Annotated in this window: 15 protein-coding genes and 1 tRNA gene; 13 read left to right on the top strand and 3 right to left on the bottom strand. The window is 34.8% G+C overall.

The genetic code is table 11. The annotated features are described in order from the left end of the window. The first annotated feature begins 132 nt into the window (after nucleotides 1-132). The 11 genes from UXI14_RS07000 to UXI14_RS07050 all read left to right on the top strand — a co-directional run bounded on the left by UXI14_RS07000 (nucleotide 133) and on the right by UXI14_RS07050 (nucleotide 15,191). Nucleotides 133-2,535, top strand: coding sequence for a TraG family conjugative transposon ATPase (locus tag UXI14_RS07000; RefSeq protein ID WP_335965525.1), 2,403 nt, complete (start codon nucleotides 133-135; stop codon nucleotides 2,533-2,535). An 11-nt stretch (nucleotides 2,536-2,546) separates the two neighbouring features. Beyond that, nucleotides 2,547-3,128 (top strand): conjugal transfer protein, encoded by a 582-nt coding sequence (locus UXI14_RS07005; protein WP_335965526.1) that lies wholly within the window; start codon nucleotides 2,547-2,549, stop codon nucleotides 3,126-3,128. Next, a complete protein-coding gene (locus tag UXI14_RS07010) occupies nucleotides 3,128-3,967 on the top strand; it encodes a hypothetical protein (RefSeq protein WP_335965527.1) in 840 nt (279 codons plus the stop codon). The genes UXI14_RS07005 and UXI14_RS07010 overlap by 1 nt, the downstream gene beginning before the upstream one ends. Before the next feature lie 43 nt (nucleotides 3,968-4,010). Continuing rightward, complete coding sequence (locus tag UXI14_RS07015) at nucleotides 4,011-4,637, top strand: conjugal transfer protein TraK (RefSeq protein WP_293285876.1); 627 nt, start codon at nucleotides 4,011-4,013, stop codon at nucleotides 4,635-4,637. Further along, on the top strand, nucleotides 4,618-5,595 hold the full coding sequence (gene traM, locus UXI14_RS07020; protein ID WP_335965528.1) for a conjugative transposon protein TraM: 978 nt from the start codon (nucleotides 4,618-4,620) through the stop codon (nucleotides 5,593-5,595). The genes UXI14_RS07015 and traM overlap by 20 nt, the downstream gene beginning before the upstream one ends. Before the next feature lie 54 nt (nucleotides 5,596-5,649). Next, nucleotides 5,650-6,450 carry a DUF4138 domain-containing protein gene (locus UXI14_RS07025; RefSeq protein WP_335965529.1) on the top strand — a complete coding sequence of 267 codons (801 nt, stop codon included), beginning with the start codon at nucleotides 5,650-5,652 and terminating at the stop codon, nucleotides 6,448-6,450. A gap of 88 nt (nucleotides 6,451-6,538) precedes the next feature. After that, the gene (locus tag UXI14_RS07030; RefSeq protein ID WP_335965530.1) at nucleotides 6,539-8,494 is read left to right on the top strand and encodes an ATP-binding protein; all 1,956 of its coding nucleotides are present in this window, start codon (nucleotides 6,539-6,541) and stop codon (nucleotides 8,492-8,494) included. 80 nt (nucleotides 8,495-8,574) lie between these two features. Then, the gene (locus UXI14_RS07035) at nucleotides 8,575-10,167 is read left to right on the top strand and encodes a type I restriction-modification system subunit M (RefSeq protein ID WP_335965531.1); all 1,593 of its coding nucleotides are present in this window, start codon (nucleotides 8,575-8,577) and stop codon (nucleotides 10,165-10,167) included. Beyond that, nucleotides 10,157-11,314, top strand: a complete 1,158-nt coding sequence (locus tag UXI14_RS07040; RefSeq protein ID WP_335965532.1) for a restriction endonuclease subunit S — start codon at nucleotides 10,157-10,159, stop codon at nucleotides 11,312-11,314. Before UXI14_RS07035 ends, UXI14_RS07040 begins: the two co-directional genes overlap by 11 nt. A gap of 2 nt (nucleotides 11,315-11,316) precedes the next feature. Next, a complete protein-coding gene (locus UXI14_RS07045; RefSeq protein WP_335965533.1) occupies nucleotides 11,317-12,345 on the top strand; it encodes an abortive infection family protein in 1,029 nt (342 codons plus the stop codon). After that, on the top strand, nucleotides 12,342-15,191 hold the full coding sequence (locus UXI14_RS07050; protein WP_335965534.1) for a type I restriction endonuclease subunit R: 2,850 nt from the start codon (nucleotides 12,342-12,344) through the stop codon (nucleotides 15,189-15,191). Before UXI14_RS07045 ends, UXI14_RS07050 begins: the two co-directional genes overlap by 4 nt. A gap of 130 nt (nucleotides 15,192-15,321) precedes the next feature. Here UXI14_RS07050 and UXI14_RS07055 read toward each other — a convergent pair whose 3' ends face one another. From UXI14_RS07055 to UXI14_RS07065, 3 genes are all read right to left on the bottom strand, one after another. Then, complete coding sequence (locus tag UXI14_RS07055) at nucleotides 15,322-15,846, bottom strand: ORF6N domain-containing protein (protein ID WP_335965535.1); 525 nt, start codon at nucleotides 15,844-15,846, stop codon at nucleotides 15,322-15,324. Nucleotides 15,847-15,865: 19 nt separating this feature from the next. After that, on the bottom strand, nucleotides 15,866-17,131 hold the full coding sequence (locus tag UXI14_RS07060; RefSeq protein WP_335965536.1) for a site-specific integrase: 1,266 nt from the start codon (nucleotides 17,129-17,131) through the stop codon (nucleotides 15,866-15,868). A gap of 251 nt (nucleotides 17,132-17,382) precedes the next feature. After that, nucleotides 17,383-17,460 (bottom strand) — tRNA-Pro (locus UXI14_RS07065). A 201-nt stretch (nucleotides 17,461-17,661) separates the two neighbouring features. Here UXI14_RS07065 and UXI14_RS07070 point away from each other — a divergent pair. Both UXI14_RS07070 and UXI14_RS07075 read left to right on the top strand, forming a co-directional pair. After that, nucleotides 17,662-18,777, top strand: a complete 1,116-nt coding sequence (locus UXI14_RS07070; protein WP_335965537.1) for a PQQ-dependent sugar dehydrogenase — start codon at nucleotides 17,662-17,664, stop codon at nucleotides 18,775-18,777. Nucleotides 18,778-18,954: 177 nt separating this feature from the next. Next, nucleotides 18,955-20,148, top strand: a complete 1,194-nt coding sequence (locus tag UXI14_RS07075; RefSeq protein WP_335965538.1) for an MFS transporter — start codon at nucleotides 18,955-18,957, stop codon at nucleotides 20,146-20,148. Nucleotides 20,149-20,372: the final 224 nt, after the last annotated feature.

The following is a 20,372-nucleotide window of genomic DNA, read 5'->3' on the forward strand; positions in this document are numbered from 1 at the left end:
TCGTTTCAGTATTCCTATTGAACGGAGTACTGTATATCGCTTTGACCCACATTACCAAGAATCCTGCTTTGATGCATATCAAAAAGGTATTTCCGCAAACTATCAGTAACAAAAAAGGAAGCCGCTTATATTATGAAGAAAATTAACCTATCGGCATATCATCCCATTTTGGATATTCAAGACCATATCGTGTTCGCTAATAACGGCAATTTGGTTTTAGGCTACCAAGTGGAAAATCCTGAAATCTATTCCCTAGCGGAAAAAGATTTTGAGGACATTCACGGAGCGTGGTTTCAAGCGTTTAAATCGTTGCCTATTGCCACGGTTATTCATAAACAGGACATTTATCAGAAAGCAGAATATTTAGCAGAAGAATTGCCAAATAAAAGTTTTCTGCAAAAAGCTACACACGATTATTTTAAAGGTCGAGAATTCATTAAACATTCTTCATACCTTTTCTTTATCCTTCCATCTAACAAGGCATTGAACGCCCCAAAGTTTACCAATCCTTTCCGCAAGGTCGAAAAGGGAATCCATAAGCAAATGGACCATAATGTTCAGGAATTTATTGCATCGGTAAACGATGCAGTTTCCTTTGTCAATAACAGCCGAAAGGTGTCATTGATGCCTTTGGGTATCGATAAAGTTCTGTCATTGACCAATGCCTACTTCAACGGATTCAACGAAGGTTTCGATACCGACATTCAATTGAAAAAATCGAATATTGAAATTGGCGACCATCATTTTGATGTGCTGGCTATCAATAGTGAACTTTGTTATGGCGATGTGGTTCAGAGTAGCAAGACTAATGATAAATTTACTTCGGACGACTTTGTATTCCACCAAGGATTTATTGACGGATTGGGACTGAATCTCAATGAAAATCATATCGTCAACCAAATCATTTATTTGGATGATAAGCACAAATGGCGAAAGCTGTTGGATAAGAAAATTGAGGAACTTAAAAAGAGTTCCAATTTTGGAACACAGAACAAAGTCATCTTAAAGAAGATTGAAGACATTGTTGCCAAAATCAATGAAGATGATAGTTCAAGAATTGTCAGGGGACATTTAAACATTGTATTCTGGGATAAAGATGAAGCACAATTAGAAAGAATTGCTTCAAAAATAAAAACCGAGTTCAAAGAATTGGACATAGTGCCTTATTACCCTAAAGGCGAAGAACGTAAACAATATTTCTTAAACTCGTATTGCTGTTTTACTTCCAACTTTTCAAATGAGGATTTATACGTAACCGATTTAAAACACGCTCTTTGCCTGTATATCAATAATACCAATTATCAGTCAGATGCCACAGGTGTCATATTTAATGACAGACAACATAACATACCTGTACTGAAAGATGTTTGGGATGAAAAGAAGAAACGCATCAAGGCAAGGAACTTTGCCATTTTCGCACCTACTGGAGAGGGAAAATCTTTTTTGGCAAACAATATTCTACGCCAATATTTTGAACAAAATGTTCGATTGGTAATTATTGATTTAGGTGGTTCATATTCAAAATTTGCTAAGCTCTATCCAGACGACCATATCATCCTTCGCTATGAACAGGGAAAAAATTTGGGTATCAATCCATTCTATATTTCTGATGTCAATGATTTGACACCAGAGCGATTGGAAGATTTGGCAATCTTCCTTTTAGAGCTCTTGGCTTCGGGCAAAGCAACGACTAAAGCTGAAGAAGTGGCGGTCAAAAAAGTACTTCGGTACTACTATCTACAAAATGTGGGTGGTACATATTCTTTGGAAAATTTATACCAGTTCGTTGATACAAAAAAAGACACCCTTTTAGAAGAACTACATATTCAAGAGCAACATATCAACATCTACGATTTTCTGCACATTCTCTCTGAATATGTAGATGATGGTTTGTATAGCTTTTTGTTCAACGTGAGTGAAGACCAGACCTATAAAATTGAAGATAAAAGGTTAATCGTTTTTGAGCTGGATGAAGTCAAGGACAATAAGGAAATCCTATCAGTAATGTTGAAATTGATAAAGTCCGCCATACAAAGAACGATTTGGCGGAACAAGGCCGAAAGGGGAATCATCCTATTCGACGAGTTTGCCAAACAGCTCAAATTTGGAAATGTACTCGAAAGTGTGGAATTCTATTATCAAGCCATTAGAAAACAAAATGGGGCAATTGGGATTATCCTGCAATCCATTAACCAATTGCCCAATAATTCCACATCGGCAAGCATTCTGGAAAACACACAAGTCATTTACAGCCTTCGTAATGAAAAGGGCTATGCCGAATTAAAAAACAGGCTCAACCTTTCCAGTCACGATTTGAACCAATTAAAATCCATTCGTAACAATCTTACAGGAGCACGAAAATATACCGAAATGTTCATCAAAATCGGAAAGGAAAGCAACATTTTCCGATTGGAAGTGCCACCAGAAGTCTTTTCTGCTTACCTAACTGACGGACGAGAGAGTGAAGAAATAATGAAGCTCTATGAAAAACATAACAATATGGAGAAAGCCATTAAAATATTTATTAATTCTTAAAAACAAAAATTATGAAACACACTATCAGAAAATTAATTTTATCCGCACTATTTGTAGTGCTAATTGGAAGTAACGCTTCGGCCCAGGGGATGCCAGTTTATGACAACACAAACTTTATCTCTTTTGTAAAATCATTATTGGAATCTGGTAAACAGACCGCCAATTTAATGAAGACGGTAAAATTTCTTAAAACCCAAAAAGAGAATATCGATAAAGTAAACGATGTGATTAAACAACTTCAAGCAGTCAGGGAACTGGCAAGAAACAACCAACGATTGTATGATGTTGTACAAGATGATTTGAGAGAAATCCTCAATTCACCTTTTATTAAACCTGGCGAAGTTACCCGCATTTCAGATTCCTTTGATGCCATTCTTCAAAACTCTATGGCAGGTATGGAATATATCGACCAAATACTGTCCAGCGACAACTTGAAAATGACCGATGCTGAACGTGCCGAAGTTCTAAAAGAAAAGGAACTTGAATCCAAGGAAATGGTAGCGGAAATTGAAGCAAAAACCAGACGTTATCGAGAGATTATTCAATTCCGAGAAATGCAACATAAAATCAATAACCGAGAAACCGATTACTAATGTCAGGTATTTTTTTAGGCATAGGGTTAGAGTTTGTGGACACTATTTTTCAAACGATAAAAAATAGTGAGTTCTCACAATACACTATTGTGGGAATGAAGACACTCGCCCTATTATTTTTTCTCATCAACATCCTAAAAAAGTACAATGAAGGTGTAGCCAATAATGAGGGCTATACGTGGGGACTGACCCCTGCGGAACTGGCCAAAAACTTTGCAATAGTGATTTTGGTCATTTTTTCCACACAGGTATTAAGTGTTTTCGATACCATTTTGGTGGCCATTGAAAACCAATATCGGGACACGGCACCCGCACTTCTTCCTTTACAGATGCAAGATATTGACATCGAACAGGATGTAAGTGCTTGGGATGCCGCCAAAAAAGCAATGGCAATGCTTTATGAAGCTTTGGTTACACCTTTATACGGCTTAAAAATACTATCCTTTATTGCCGGAATATTTCTCTGGCTATTGGATTTGTTCATCTACCCCTTGTTCCTTGCAGAGCGATTCTTTTTGTTGGGCATAATGCAAGCTTTTTTTCCATTGGTCATCAGCTTGGCGGTTTTTGAAAAGTTCAGGTCATTGGCCTACAATTTTTTCAAGTTGTATGCAGGTGTTTATATGTTAGTGCCAGCCTTCTTTCTGGTCAATGTTTTCGTGAATAATCTTTATACCGAAATCAACACCAATTTCTGGAGCGACTTATTTGGAACAGATTGGGGAAGCAATTTTTTCGCACCGCTTTTACAGTTAGGGTCTATCGGATTTATTGTATTGCTGAAATTCAAATTATATAAACGAGCGACCTCGTTCACTTTTAAACTCTTTACAGGCTGATAAGTGCTTAAAGCACATTTGCCAATTATCAATCATAGAAAAAATGAAAACACCATATAAAAATATTTACAACATCTTAAAGCTCAATCGCTTTATAGTATTAACAGTAGTTATTGGAGCTGTACTAACGTGCATTATTTCTGTATTGATGGTCATAAAGCTGCATAAAGAAACGGTTAATAATGCTTTTGTAGTCAATTCGGACGGAAGTGTTATTCCCTTGAAACTGGTATCTCAACAAGAAAATTTAAAAGTAGAAGTCTTGGCACAATTGGAGTTGTTTCACACTTATTTCTATAACATTGATGCCAGCAATTACGAAAAGAACTTGGAGAAAGCCTTGTGGTTGGGTAATAGTTCTGTAGATGCTCTGTATCGACAGAAAAAAGCCGATGGAGTTTATAACCGTTTGTTGCAATACTCGTTGGTTCAAAAAGTATTGAATATCGAATCCAAAGTTGATATTCAAAACGAACCCTACAAGTTTGAAACGAAAACCATTTTTGAAATCAATAGAGGTACTATCACAGATACTTATGAGTTGACCACTACTGGAAATTTGATTCACGTAGATAGAAACTTTCCAAACAATACCCACGGACTGCTAATTACCAACTTTTTTGAAAGCACATTACGAAAATTAGAAAATTATGAAAGTAGAAAAAAATAAAATAGTCTTTGCCATCGTGTTGGTATGCATCCTGCTTTTTATAGGTGGCTATGCAATGCTTGTATTGGGCGAGGACGAAGAACCGACCATTGAGAACAACCAGATTCCTGTACCGGAACTGGAAGACGACCAAAAGGAATACGATTCCAAATTGGATGCCCTAAACGACTTAAAGGAAGTTAGGGAAACCAACGCACCAAGTATTTATGATGAACGGCTGTTGGATTCCACAGGCGTATATGACCCCGATTTATTGGACAAGAAAAAAATGCAGATGGTAGATAGTATTTACCAACAAGGGCAGATTAGATACTCGGAAAGAACTTTTGAAAATATCAATCCCAGATACCATCCACCGAAACCAGCTGTTGAGAAGGAAAAAGACACAACGGATGCTATTGAAGAACAAGAAAAGAATGTCGAAGCCAAAGAACGTGTTTTGGAGCATCAACTCTTTTTTGCTTCCCATCCCATTAAAAATGATGATTTGAATTCAAAAAATACTGATGAGTTTATATATGTGCGGGTAGATGGCACACAGACCGTCAAAACCAATTATCGTTTGCAAATGCGGTTGATAAAAGATGCTACTATTTATGGGCAACGCTATTCCAAGAATACCCCCATTTATGGATTTGTCGATTTTAAACCCAATCGTACAATCATTGACATCGAGAACATCAATCATCAGCCGGTAAAGCTAAAGGCTTATGACTTTCAGGATGGTAGTGAGGGTATTTATGTTGAAAACAGTTTTAGAGCAGAAGTTACCAACGAAATTGTTGGCGATATGGTGGACGACATTAATATTACTGGTGTGCCGCAGGTAAGCGGTTTCAAGAAAATATTCCAACGTAACCATAAAAATGTAAAGGTTACGATAACCGATAATTACAAACTCATTTTAAGACTTCCTAAAACCAAATACCAAGGAAAGCCTTTAATGCTCAACTACTAAACTTAATATTATTATGAAAAGCCCTTAAAGGGCAATTAATTAAAACGTACTCTTATGAAAATTTTAATCACATCTTTATCGTTGATTTTTTCAATATCAATTTCAGCACAGCAACACCTTGACACCATTTACGCCAACGATCAGAAGAACGTTGCCTTGTTTTTTCCCAACCCAATACGACAGGGCATTACCGGTGCTTCCCATTTTGTATTTACGTATAATCGTGAGAAAGAGCAGTATTTCGGTTTGTTACAAGCAAAGCCTGGAATGGAAAGCAACCTATTGACCGTTACAAGTGATGGTAGCGTTTATTCTTATATTTTGAAGTATTCTGAAAAACTTCCAAAACTGAATTATTTTATCAATAAAAATGAAAGTATTGGCAAAGAGTTACCTGAAAAAATAAAACAAAAGCCCACAAATGCACCGTTAAATGATTATGCCAACAGAATAACACATTTTCAAAAATTCAGCGAATACTTATTAAAATCTAACTTTGAACGTCTTGAAACCAAACGCAAAAAAGGCATCAAAGTACAATTGCAAAAAATGGCATACGATGCTTCCGAAGTGTATTTGGTTATAGAGGTAAAGAACAAGTCCGGAATTAATTTTGAAATCGACTACCTTAATGTTTATAGAACCAATGGAAACAAGAAAAGGAAAGCTTCCTATCAAAGATTGCATCAAAAAGTGATTTACAAACACAAAATGCCATATTCCATTATTGATGGGAAAAGCCAATGCTTTGTTTATGTGATTCCAAAATTTGTTTTAGGCAGTAACGAAAAACTGATGCTGGAATTGAAGGAACTGAAAGGGAGTCGAAAGGTAGTTTTAGAAACTAAAATTTAAGAGGTGTTTTTCACCTCTTTTTTTGTTTTTAAAAAAGTATCTTTGTTACAGATATAACAAATTGTATGTAAGTAGAAAAAAATAAAATATGCCAAAAATAATTGATGTTGGAGTTGAACAAGACCATATCGAATCTTTAACCAGAGCGAATGGTATAACTGCTATTTCGGAGCTTATATGGAATTCACTTGATGCTGACTCAACGGAGATTAAAATCGAATACATTAAAAATAAACTTGGTGGATTTGAAAATTTAAGAGTAATTGATAACGGACTTGGCATTGACTACACAAAAGCCCAAGACGTTTTCGGAAGATTGGGTGGCTCTGAAAAAAAAAATACAAATACAAGTCCTGGCGGAAGACACTATCACGGAAAAGAAGGAAAAGGAAGATACAAATCTCTTGCGTTAGGAGACTTGGTAAAATTCACGAGTGTATATAAAAATGGAGAATCATTAAAAGAATTTACCGTAACGTTTGACCGCAATAATTTATCTCATTCAAACTTTAGCGATTTAAAAACAATTCCAAAAGGCAATACAGCAACAGGTTTTACAGTTGAAATTCAAAATATAAACCAAGAAAATGTAAATCAAGCTCTAGATGTAAAATTCAGAAAGGAGATAGAACAAAAATTTGCTTCATACTGGATAAACTATTCAGATTTCAATATATATTTCAATGGTAATAAACTAGAATTTGAGTCTTTAATAAAAAATACGGATGAAACAGATTTTCTCGTAGAGGATGGAGAATTATCATACCGTTTTGTAATTAAAGTAATAGAATGGAGTTTTGATATAAAAAAGAAAACCTATTTATGTAACACCAAAGGTGTGCCATTCAAAGAATTAAACCTTGGTATTCGGTCAACAATTCCTATTTCAATTTTTATACAATCACTTTATGTGGAAAAGCTACATAGAGAAAATCTAATTGATTTAGATAATTTTGATGATATTCTACAAGGTGCATATGGAGAAGCTAAAAAATTCGCTCGTGAATATGTTAGAAAACGACTTCATTTATATTCAGGAGAATTTATTAATGAATTAAAATCAAAAGGTCTTTATCCATACAAAGACAATGCCGATTCACTTGTAGAGGAAAGCAAACGACAAGTATTTGATATAGTAGCTCTTCAAGTCAACGAGTACTTACCAGACTTTGAAAATCAAGATGATAAAAGTAAAAAGTTCACTCTTTCACTAATTAAAGAAGCATTAGAGAAAGATTCTTCTTCTCTTCAAAGAATTTTAACAGAGGTAATTGAATTACCGGATGAAAAAAGGGAAGAACTTGTTGAGATTTTAGAAGAAACCTCATTGTCAAGTATTATAGATACTATGACAGAGATTAAGAACAGGTTACGCTTTATTAATGGTTTGGAAGAATTGATTTATAATAAAGAATTAAACAAAAATGTTTTAGAAAGAAAACATTTGCATAAAATTTTAGTTAACGAAACTTGGTTATTCGGAGACGAATATACTTATGGAGTAGATGATATTACACTCAAAAATGTTTTAAAAGAATACTTGAAACATTTAGGGAGAACAGATTTCGAAGAAATTGTAACGAGCGAACCCAATACTGAATTAAAAATTATTCCAGATGTTTGCCTTTGGAGACAATTCCCGCAAGGACTTCCAGGACACAAAACCAATTTGATAATTGAATTAAAAAAACCTAAAGTTGATGCTGGAGTTGAAGAGCTTATGCAAATAAAACTTTATGCATCTAGAATATGTAATGACAAAAGATTTCCTAAAGAAAAAACTAAATGGAAATTCCTTTTAATAACTAAAGATGTTAAGCCAGACATTGAACCAGAATTAGAACAAACTGATAGAAAATATGGACACGTAGTAGCTACAGATTTTTATGATGTTTACGTTTTAACTTGGGGTCATATTCTTAATGAAGCTCGAACTAGGTATGAATTTATAAAAGATAAGCTGAACCTAAATTTAATGGATAACAAGCAAAATTTGGATTATTTGAAATCAAAATATAGCGAGTATCTGCCAAACCAACTCTAAAAAGCCAGTTATAAAAGAAACCAAAAGAGCTATTTTAGCCAACGCACACATACAAATGAAAAAAAGGAACAAAATATAATATGTCAGAAGACCAAAAAAGGAAACTAGAAACACAACTTTGGGGAATAGCCAACCTACTAAGAGGAAAGATAAGTGCAGACGACTACCGAGACTACATTCTCGGTTTTATCTTTTATAAGTATCTGAGTGAGAAACAATATCTGTATGCCAATAAATTACTTGATGGAGAAGATGTAACGGATTATAAAAAAGTTACCGATACCGAAACGCTTGAAGCCATAAAAGAAGAATCGCTTTTAACGCTAGGTTACTTTTTACAACCAAAGGAATTGTTTTCTGAATTGGCTAAAAAAGGAAATGCAGATACAGAAAGTGAAAGCAATTACATTATCGAGGACTTGCAAGCGGTTATGAACCACATTGAGCAAAGCACAATGGGTACGGAATCTGAAGAAGATTTTAACGCTCTGTTTGAGGACTTGGATTTGACTTCTACAAAAATTGGTAGAACAGTTGGTGCGAGAAACGAAGTAATCGTAAAAATCTTAAATCATCTCGACAAAATCGACTTCAAATTGGAAGATATTGATGCGGACGTTTTGGGAGATGCCTACGAATATCTAATTGCAAAATTTGCAGCAGGAGCAGGAAAATCCGCAGGCGAATTTTATACGCCACAGCAAGTTTCCAAAATATTAGCAAAAATTGTAACCACAGGAAAAACAAAATTAAAGTCAGTATATGACCCAACCTGCGGTTCGGGTTCATTATTGCTTCGTGTTGCACGAGAGGTTGAAGATGTAGGCGAATTTTATGGTCAAGAACTAAACCGTACTACATACAACTTGGCTCGAATGAATATGATATTGCACGACATACATTTTCGTGAATTCAGTATTGAGCAAGAAGATACGTTGGAAAATCCGCAACATCTAGAAAAGCGTTTTGAAGCGGTAGTTGCAAATCCGCCATTTTCGGCACATTGGAAAAGCGATAAAAATCCTTTAAACAGCACGGATGAACGTTTTAGCCAATATGGACGATTAGCACCAAAAACCAAAGCAGATTATGCCTTTATCACGCATATGATACATCAATTGGCAGACAACGGAATTATGGCAACTGTTGTGCCGCACGGAGTTCTTTTTAGAGGTGCTGCCGAAGGTGTAATTCGAAAATATTTAATAAAAGAACTCAATTATTTAGATGCTGTTATTGGTTTGCCAGCAAACATATTCTACGGGACATCTATTCCTACCTGTATTTTAGTGTTTAAAAAATGTAGAGAAGTGGATGATAATATTGTCTTTATTGATGCCAGCGGAGAAGACCACTATTTTAAAAACGGAAACCAAAATGAACTACGTGATGAAGACGTAGAAGAAATTATAAATACGTATCGTACAAGGGAAACTAAAGAAAAGTACTCTTATGTAGCAAACTTAACAGAAATAGCAGAAAATGATTATAACCTGAACATACCTCGTTATGTAGATACTTTTGAGGAAGAAGCAGATATTGTTTTAAACGAGGTAACCGAACGCTTAATTAAATATGATGGCGACCTTGAAGAAGTCAATAGTGAAATTATTAGTTTTTGCAATGATTTAGGCATTTTACCACCATTTAAAGTAGAAGAAGATGGCGAATAATACCATACCAGTATTACGATTTCCCGAGTTCACAGACCAATGGAACTCTGACAAACTTGGCTCAATTGCAACTTTTAGCAAAGGTAAAGGTATTTCAAAGGCAGACATTGAAGTAGATGGTGCAACGGAATGTATCAGATATGGCGAATTATATACTGTTTACTCAGAAGTAATTTCAGAAATAGTTTCTAAAACCAACCTTGATATTGAGAAGCTTGTTTTGAGTGATGCAAATGATGTTATTATACCAGCATCAGGCGAAACTAAAATTGATATAGCAACCGCTTCGTGTGTTTTAAAAGCCGGCGTTGCTTTGAGTGGCGATTTAAACATTATTAAATCTGAAACAGATGGTGTGTTTTTATCGTATTACCTAAATAATGCTAAAAAAAATAAAATAGCAAGACTTGCACAAGGCATTTCTGTAGTGCATTTGTATTCAAGTCAATTATCATCTTTAAATGTCAATATTCCAAGTCCGGACGAACAAACAAAAATTGCCGCATTTTTAATCGCTATTGACAAACGCATTCAAATCTTAGAAAAAAAGAAAACTGAATTAGAACAGTACAAAAAGGGTGTAATACAAAAGTTGTTCAATCGTACTGTTCGCTTTAAAAAAGATGATGGCAGTAATTTTCCTGATTGGACAGAAAAGAAATTAGGAGAAGTTTGCAAAAAAGAATCTTCAAATCTTTCTGCAAACACTTTAGGCGATAGTATTGGCGAATATAAGGTTTATGGAGCAACAGGATATTTACAAAATGTAGATTTTTATAACGAAAAAGAACCATATATCTCAATCGTAAAAGATGGAGCAGGTGTTGGAAGAACTTTACTTTGTGAGGAAAAAACATCGGTTTTAGGAACTTTAGACATCATCAGACCAAAAGCAGAAAATCATCTCTATTTCATATTTACAATTCTAAATCGCATACATTTTGTAAAATATATAACAGGTAGTACTATACCTCATATTTATTTCCGTGATTATTCTAAAGAAAAGGTTTTTATGCCTTGCCCAATAGAACAAGGAAAAATCGCCAACTTTATAATTTCAGTTGACAAATCTATAGAAAAGGTCGGTACTCAAATTGATGATTCAAATGTATTTAAGAAAGGACTTTTGCAAAAAATGTTTGTGTAGTTATGGAAAAAACGAGAGCAGTCATAATAGCAAACAGTAGTTCTTTTAAAGAATTTGAATACTATTTTTCTATAATTGAAATAGCTGAAGAATCGGTAAATAAAAAGCCTGATGTTACGATAGATTGCTGTAAATCATTAATTGAAGGGATTTCTAAAACAATATTGATTACGCTTGATAGTAACTATAACAAAAACAACAAGTTGGTTGATGGCGTAAAGGCATTAAAACTGTTTGACAAAGCTATAAAGCTAATTTCAAAATATGACCAATCATTGATTGGCAAGGAAACCGAATTTCTATCTAAATCAAGAGAATTGGTGGACACCATCATTAATATAAGGAATGATAGAGGCGAAATATCACACGGTAAATTCATTCCAAAGCCAAATGAAATAATTAGTACTTCTGAATTTGCCTTGTTCGTCATCAATTTAACGGATAGCATAGTTTCCTTTATGCTCAAAATTCTCTTTCAAATCGACATTCCAAAAACAGGAAGAATCGCTTATGATGACAAAAAAATGGAAGAATACAACATTTGGCTTGATGACAGTACGGAATTTCCAATTAAGAAAGCAAAATATAGCCAGCTTCTTTACGAAAATGATTATGACGAATATGAAAGTAGATATTCAGACGAGTTTTTGAAAACAGATGAAACAGAAGGAGAAGTTGAAGAAGAACCAATAGAAACTGAAATACCTGAAAAAGTAGTAGTTGAAGTCGAAAAGCCAAAAGATGAAATAAAAAAATTAGTAAATACTTTTGATGAAGCTTCTTTTTGGATTGAACCAACCACAGAAAAAGTCGCAACTTTTGCAGCAACTGAAAATCTGATAACGGAAGAACTAAGAAAGCTGATAACCGATTATTTGTTTAGCGACAAAAAACCTTTGAGAGATGCTGTTTCAAGGGCAATGAATGAAAAACCAGCATTAAAGGATAAAGCAAAGATAATTGTTCCATTGACTGATAAAATTACCGCTTTTGCTGACCAATTAAAAAATACAACAGAGAAAGAAGAATGACCACACAACCAGAACAAATATTAGAAAACAACTTGGTTGCCCAATTAGAAAAATTGGGTTATAAAAAGGTGGTTATAAAAGAAGAAAAAGACTTATTGGCTAACCTTAAAAGCCAATTAGAGATTCATAATAAAACTACCCTTTCCGATAGTGATTTTAAACAAATTCTAAATTTCATAAATAAGGGCAATGTATTTGAACGTGCAAAGATTTTGCGAGACCGTGTTCCATATACAAATGATAAAGGCGAACATAAAACGGTTGAACTAATCAATCAAATTCATTGGTGTCAAAACGAATTTCAAGTTACCCAACAGGTAACTATGGAAGGAAAATACAAAAACCGTTATGATGTTACCATTTTAATAAACGGCTTGCCTTTGGTTCAAATTGAACTGAAAAGAAGAGGTTTAGAATTAAAAGAAGCATTTAACCAAACCAACAGATATGAACGTCATTCATATTGGGCAGGACACGGCTTATTTCAGTTTATTCAAATTTTTGTAATCAGCAATGGTGTTAACTCAAAATATTACGCTAACAGTCCAATAAAAGCACGTTCTTTTAAACAAACATTTTATTGGAGTGATGTAGAAAATAAACTGAATACACAACTCGCCACTTTTACCGATATTTTTTTAGAGCCTTGCCACATTTCAAAAATGATTTGCAAATATGTGGTGCTTAACGAATCACAAAAAATATTGATGGTGCTTCGTCCTTACCAATTTTATGCTGTAGAAGCAATTATTGAGCGAGTAAAAAGCACAACAAAATACGGTTACATTTGGCATACCACAGGTTCAGGAAAAACATTAACTTCCTTTAAAACAGCTCAAATTTTAACCAATTTACCAAATGTCCATAAAGTTGTTTTTGTAGTTGACCGACGGGATTTAGATTACCAAACCACCAAAGAATTTAATAGTTTTAGCAAAGGTAGTATTGACGGAACAAATAACACCAATACACTTGTAAAACAAATGGTTGGAGACAATAAACTGATTGTTACAACCATACAAAAATTAAATACCGCAATTAGCAAAAAAAGATATTTGAGCAGAATGGAAACGCTCAATGACAAACGCATTGTATTTATTTTTGATGAATGCCACCGTTCTCAATTCGGCAAAACACACGAAGTCATCAAAAACTTCTTTACTAATTGCCAAATGTTCGGTTTTACGGGAACACCAATTTTTGAAAAAAATGCGGGAACTAATGAATTTGGAAAGCGAACAACTTCAATGCTTTTCGATAAAATTCTTCATAAATATGTAATTACAGATGCGATAAGAGATGAAAATGTTTTAAAATTCTCAATCGAATATATAAGCACTTTTAAGAAGAAAGACCATATTTTAGATATTGACGTAGAGGCTATTGATGAAGCAGAAGTAATGAACGCACCAGAGCGTTTAAACAACATTACCGACTACATTATTACCAATCATAATCGTAAAACGCATAGTAGAGAATTTACAAGCATTTTTGCTGTTTCCAGTATTGACACATTAATCGAATACTACAAATTATTTCATCAGAAAAAGGAAGATGGAAACCATAATTTACGTTTAGCAACCATATTTTCATATCAAGCAAACGAAGACGATAAAGACGCAGTTGGCAATTTTATTGATGATGAATTTTTAATAGCTGCCGAACCGCAAACAGAATATGGCAACCAACATTCAAGAGATTATCTCGAAGACTTTATTGGTCATTACAACAAACAGTTTAGCACAAATTTTACGACAAAAGACAGCAAGAGTTTTTACAACTATTACAATGATGTAGCAAAGCGAGTTAAGCACAAACAAATTGACGTTTTGTTAGTCGTTAATATGTTTCTAACAGGATTTGACAGTAAATCATTGAACACGCTTTATGTTGACAAAAACCTTAAATATCACGGATTAATTCAAGCATATTCTCGAACAAATAGAATTCTGAACGAATTAAAATCACAAGGAAATATTGTTTGTTTTAGAAACTTAAAGGGTGCAACAGACGAAGCCATTTCACTTTTTTCAAACATCAATGCGAAAGATGAAATAATAATGCAACCTTATGAAGAATACGTTGCAAAATTTAATCAGGCATTTATAGCATTATTGCAAATTGCACCAACAGTAAACAGCGTAAACGACCTGCCAAGCGAAGAAGAAGAATTAGAATTCATAAAAGCTTTTAGAGAGTTAATGCGTTTAAAAAATGTATTGGCAACCTTTACCGAATTTGATTTTGTTGACCTGTCAATGGACGAGCAAAACTTTGAAGATTACAAGTCCAAATATCTTGACCTTTATGACAAGGCAAAATCGGCACACTTGAAAGAGAAAGTGTCTATTCTGCAAGATGTGGACTTTGAATTGGAATTAATACATAGAGACGAAATTAATGTAACCTACATTTTAAAGTTGTTAGCAAAACTGAAAGATGCAGATGTAGAAGAACAAGACAAACAGAAAAAAGCGATTTTGGAATTATTGGCAGGAGATGCACAAATGCGTAGTAAGCGTGAATTAATTGAGCGATTTATTCAAGAAAACTTACCAAATATAGAAGATTCGGACAATGTGCCAGACGAGTTTGCCAACTATTGGAGTATAGAAAGAATGGCAGCGATTGAAAATTTAAGTATAGAAGAAAACTTGAATTCCGAAAAGCTGCAAGAAGTTATCGGAAATTATTTGTTTACCGAAAAAGCACCGTTGCGAGACGAAATTATCGGAATGTTGAATGAAAAACCAAGCTTAAAGGAACGGAAAACAATTGCGGAACGAGTAACGGAAAAAATAATAGGTTTTGTAGAAACTTTTATTAGTGGAATAACCAGACCATAAAGAAATGCCAACGCTCACTTCCGAACTAAATAACAAACATCGGAAACCAAGCAGAATTTTAAAATCCCTAATGTACCCAGAACTGAACTAAAAATATCACAATGAGTTTGACACTTTGATGAACTTATCTTTAATAATCTTTTCTGCCTGTTTTAAAACCAATCCGTTCCCTGTTCAGCTGTTCAATCTGCACTTTATCCTTTTGTAGCAAATAATTCATTGCCTGATGAATATCATTAAACTTTACGTTCATTTCTTTTTCGAGTTGGGCAATATGTTCTTTAAGGTTGCTATAATCTGTAAGATGCTGTCTTAAAGCTACAAAAGCACGCATAATGGATATATTTACATCAATAGCTTTGTCGCTGTTTAATACGCTAGAAAGCATTGCAACGCCCTGCTCGGTAAAGGCAAAAGGAGTGGCGGGACTAAATTTGATGTTCTCTGGAAGGTTATCACAATTTGTGATAACCTCTTTCCATTCGTCCTTAGAAAGCTGAAACATAAAATCATCCGGAAAACGTTTAAGGTTACGTCTAACAGCTTGTTTCAGAACTCTGGTTTCTACTTCATATAGTTCGGCGAGGTCAAAATCAAGGATTACTTTATTGCCTTGAATATTGTGGATTTTATTTTTTATTATCGATAGTTCCATTGTCTTTTTATTTAGGATATTATGAATTTTGTGATGCTAATTTTGAGATAGGTTCGTTTTCTATCTCGTTGAATTGGGCCCTTAATTTTTGCATATCATCACTCACTTTACGTTCAATAACCTTTGCATAAATTTGGGTAGTAGATATTCGGGAATGGCCCAATAATTTTGAAACCGTCTCGATAGGCATTCCATTACTTAATGTAACAGTAGTAGCAAAGGTATGTCTTGCGATATGGAATGTAAGGTTCTTTTTAATACCGCAGACATCGGCAATTTCCTTTAGATAAGAGTTCAGTTTTTGATTTGATATTTTAGGAAATATACTTCCTTGGGAAATGGATTTACGGTTGCTCTTATATTTTTCAATAATTTGTAATGCTTTTGGCAACAAGGGTATTCGGATGGGTTTTGTTGTTTTTTCACGTTTGTAATAAATCCAAAGTTCGCCATCGATTCCTATACATATATTATCCGCAGTTAAATGAATGACATCGATATAACTTAAACTTGTATAGCAACTAAAAACAAACAAATCCTTAACCAATTCCAATCTATGAATGCTAAATTGTTTATTTTCTATCTCTTGAAGCTCTTCGAGGCTTAAAAAGCCTCTTTCATTTTTAATGAATTTAGCTTTAAAATTGATAAAGGGATCTCGTTCTATCCAGCCCAACTTATGTGATAGATTTATCAGCTTCCTAAACCGTTCAATGTGCTTCATTACGGTATTATTGCCCATTGGTTTTTGATGGTCTTCGGGTACATAACCTCTAAGATATTTCTCAAATTTTATGATAAAGTGATAATCAAGTTCCCGTAAATAGAGGTCAGAGGTCTTATAGGACTTTAGCAAAAATTTGGAAACATACTTTTGTGTAGTAAAATAATTCTTCTGTGTTCCCCATTTTAATTTGTTTACCATATCCTCATTATGGTAATTGACAATATCCATAATGGAATGATTATTTTCGTCTTGACCAAAATATCTTGCTTTGATGGATTGTGAAGTAATCAACTTATGTTCGGCCATTAAATCCCGATAACATTTAAAAAGATGATTATAAGTTTCATCCAAATAATTGTTAAGAATCCTTGATTTTTGGTTAGTTCCACGAGCCCTGTTTTTATGGACATCCCAATCAGAAACTAAAACTTTTCGTTTTAAACTGATAGTTGCTCGTTTGCCATTTACCGTAATTCTTGCGTAAATTGATGCTTGGTCATTTTTTGCCCTGGAGAAGTCAGCCCAGAACAAAATACTGAAGGTGGAAGATGTTTTCATTATTTCGTCTTTTAATTAACAATAATTCGTTGTTATCAGACGAAAGTCAAATCACTTATAAAGATACATTTATTTATTGATTCATAAACCGTTGGCTATAAATCTGGTCAACACTTTTTGATTTTTTAATTTGTTATCCGATTTGTTGACGTTTTTAATCAAAACATATCAATTCTTATGATATTCTTAAAAACCGAAAAACCTGTAAATCATACGATTAACAGGTTTTTGGTATAGATTGATACTATAATTGGTCGGGGTGGCAGGATTCGAACCTGCGACCTCCGCGTCCCAAACGCGGCGCGATAACCGGGCTACGCTACACCCCGTGAGTAAAGTTCAAAAAAATACTTTGTAGAAATTATATTTCTGATGCCTACAAAGCGGGCACAAAAGTATTATTCTTTTTTCAAATTAACATGTAAATTTAATTTTTTTTCAAAAAAATGTTTTTTAACGATTATTTATGATTGAAATTCAGTTAATTATGCTTTTTTGTGTAACTGTTACACAACCAAAAGAAGATTGCTATGAAACATAAAATTCTTTTAATCCTGATAGTTATAATTCAGTTTTCCTGTGCTCAGGACGATAAAACTATTACAGTTCCCGAAGAAATCACTTATACCCTTGAAACTGTTGTAAGCGATATAAACATACCATGGGGCATGGCCTTTCTGCCAGACGGGAAATTACTTGTTACCGAAAAATCAGGAAAACTATATTTAGTAGAAAACGGCAATAAAACTGAAATTTCTCATAATCTTACTGTTTACGATAGGGGACAGGGCGGACTTATGGACGTGAAGTTGCATCCCGACTACAAAAACAACGGCTGGATTTATTTTTCTTATGCAAGCGATGAAGGCGATGGCAGTGGAGGCAATACCGCCATTGCACGTGCTAAATTAAATGGAAATGCTTTAACTGGCACAGAAATGCTTTACAAGGCAGAACCAAATACCACCAAGGGACAGCATTTTGGTTCGAGAATGGAATTTGATGATAATGGCTACCTTTATTTTTCCATTGGAGAGCGTGGCGAACGAGACATGAACCCGCAGGACATTACCCGTGATGGAGGAAAAATTTACCGCTTGTACGATGATGGAAGAATACCTGAAGATAATCCGTTTATGGATTCCACAAATGCCAAAAAAGCAATTTATAGTTATGGGCACCGTAATCCACAAGGAATGCTTAAACACTGCCAAACAGGAGATATTTGGGTGCATGAACACGGTCCGCAGGGTGGCGATGAAATCAATGTAATTAAAAAAGGTGCCAATTATGGCTGGCCAGTAATTAGCTATGGAGAGAATTACAATGGCACTTCTTTTACCGATATTACCGAAAAAGAAGGCATGGAACAGCCACTCTATTACTGGGTGCCTTCCATAGCACCAAGCGGGATGGCTTTTGTTACTTCTGATGTCTACCCGGGCTGGAAGGGCAGTTTAATGGTCGGCTCTCTTAAATTTGGCTATTTAGAACGCATGGTCATAGAAGGGAATGCCGTTACAAAACGCGAAAAACTGGTTGAAGGAGAAGGCCGTATGCGTAATGTAAAACAAGGTCCGGATGGTTATTTGTATTTGGGCATAGAGGGAAGCGGTATCGTAAAGATTGTTCCCGAAAAAAAATAATGTAATTTTATGGGTTTTTATCGTACTAAGTTGTCTGTGCCATTTGGTATGGACGTTAAAATGCTATTTATTTACATAAACTTGATAATGTAGCACAGTATATAGATTGATAACTATAGTACTTTTGTAATATAAACTTAGGGCAATTTCTTAGTAAGATATAATAAAGACCAGAAAATGAAAGAAATAACAAACAAAAAGGCATTATTGGCGCTTGCAATCGGTGGATTTGGTATTGGAATGACCGAGTTTGTTATCATGGGGATATTACCCGATGTGGCTACCGCATTGAACATTTCCATTCCACAAGCGGGCCATTTTATATCGGCATATGCACTTGGCGTTGTGGTTGGGGCACCCCTATTAACAAGTATCGGCAATAAATGGGCTCCTCATAAAATGTTATTGTACCTCATGGTGTGGTTTACGGTATTTAACACATTATCTGCGTTTGCAGATAGTTATTACCTGCTGTTGGTTTCCCGGTTTCTGTCAGGTTTGCCGCACGGTGCTTTCTTTGGTATTGGCGCTGTGGTGGCTGGAAAATTGGCTCAGGAAGGAAAATCGGCAAAAGCCATTGCTACCATGTTTTCCGGGTTAACGGTAGCCAATGTAATTGGTGTTCCGCTGGGGACATATGTTGGGCATCACTTTCACTGGAGTATTTCTTTTATGATCGTGGGTGTAATAGGGATATTGACCATGCTCAGCATCTATTTTTGGATGCCAGAAATTGAAAAAACTCCCAATAAGGGAATGAAAAACGAATTTAAACTATTTAAAAGAATAGATTTTTTAGGGCTCATATTGCTTACTACCATCGGGACCGGAGGCTTTTTTGCATGGTACAGTTACATTGCTCCCCTTATCACCGATGTTGCTGGATTAAGCGATAACATTGTTAGTTATGCCATGATTATTGCTGGTTTGGGCATGGTTGTGGGGAATTTTCTGGGAGCAAAGTTGGCCGAAATCTATTCGCCGCTCAAAGCGGTAATTATAAGCTTGGCAGTAATGGTCACGGTATTGCTTATCAATAGCTTTGTTGCTTCAAGCGGATATGTGGTTTTGGTTATGACCTTTATTATCGGGATGATTGCCTTTACTGTGTCTACGCCTATCCAAATGGCAGTTATCAATAGTGCCAAGGGTTCCGAAATGTTGGGGTCTTCGGCCAACCAAAGTGCGTTCAATATGGGAAATGCATCCGGGGCCTATTTGGCAGGGCTGCCAATTGCATATGGTTTTGGGTTCACTTCGGCAAGCGTTGTTGGGGCCGCAATGGCATGTAGCGGTGTGGCATTGGCTATTGCTATTTACATGTTTAAAAAACAAAAACAGGCAAAAAGGCAAATGGCCTTCCAACATTAAAAGCGGCATACTTCTTTTTTTAAGTTGAATATCAATTATGTTTGATAAAGAGCAGTAAGTTTAAACTTCCTACATTATCCTTGTTTTCTTTTCTTTTGAAGACGGTATTACTTCAATAACCTAAAAAATCTTCAATGTAGTATTGTATTTCCGTCTTAACTAATTATAAAAAAAAGCTTCATTTTTTTGCAAATTCTGTAAATTGCAGGCGTAAATAACACACC

Origin of the sequence: Galbibacter sp. PAP.153, assembly GCF_037029175.1 — a bacterium.
Taxonomy (GTDB): Bacteria; Bacteroidota; Bacteroidia; order Flavobacteriales; family Flavobacteriaceae; genus Galbibacter; species Galbibacter pacificus.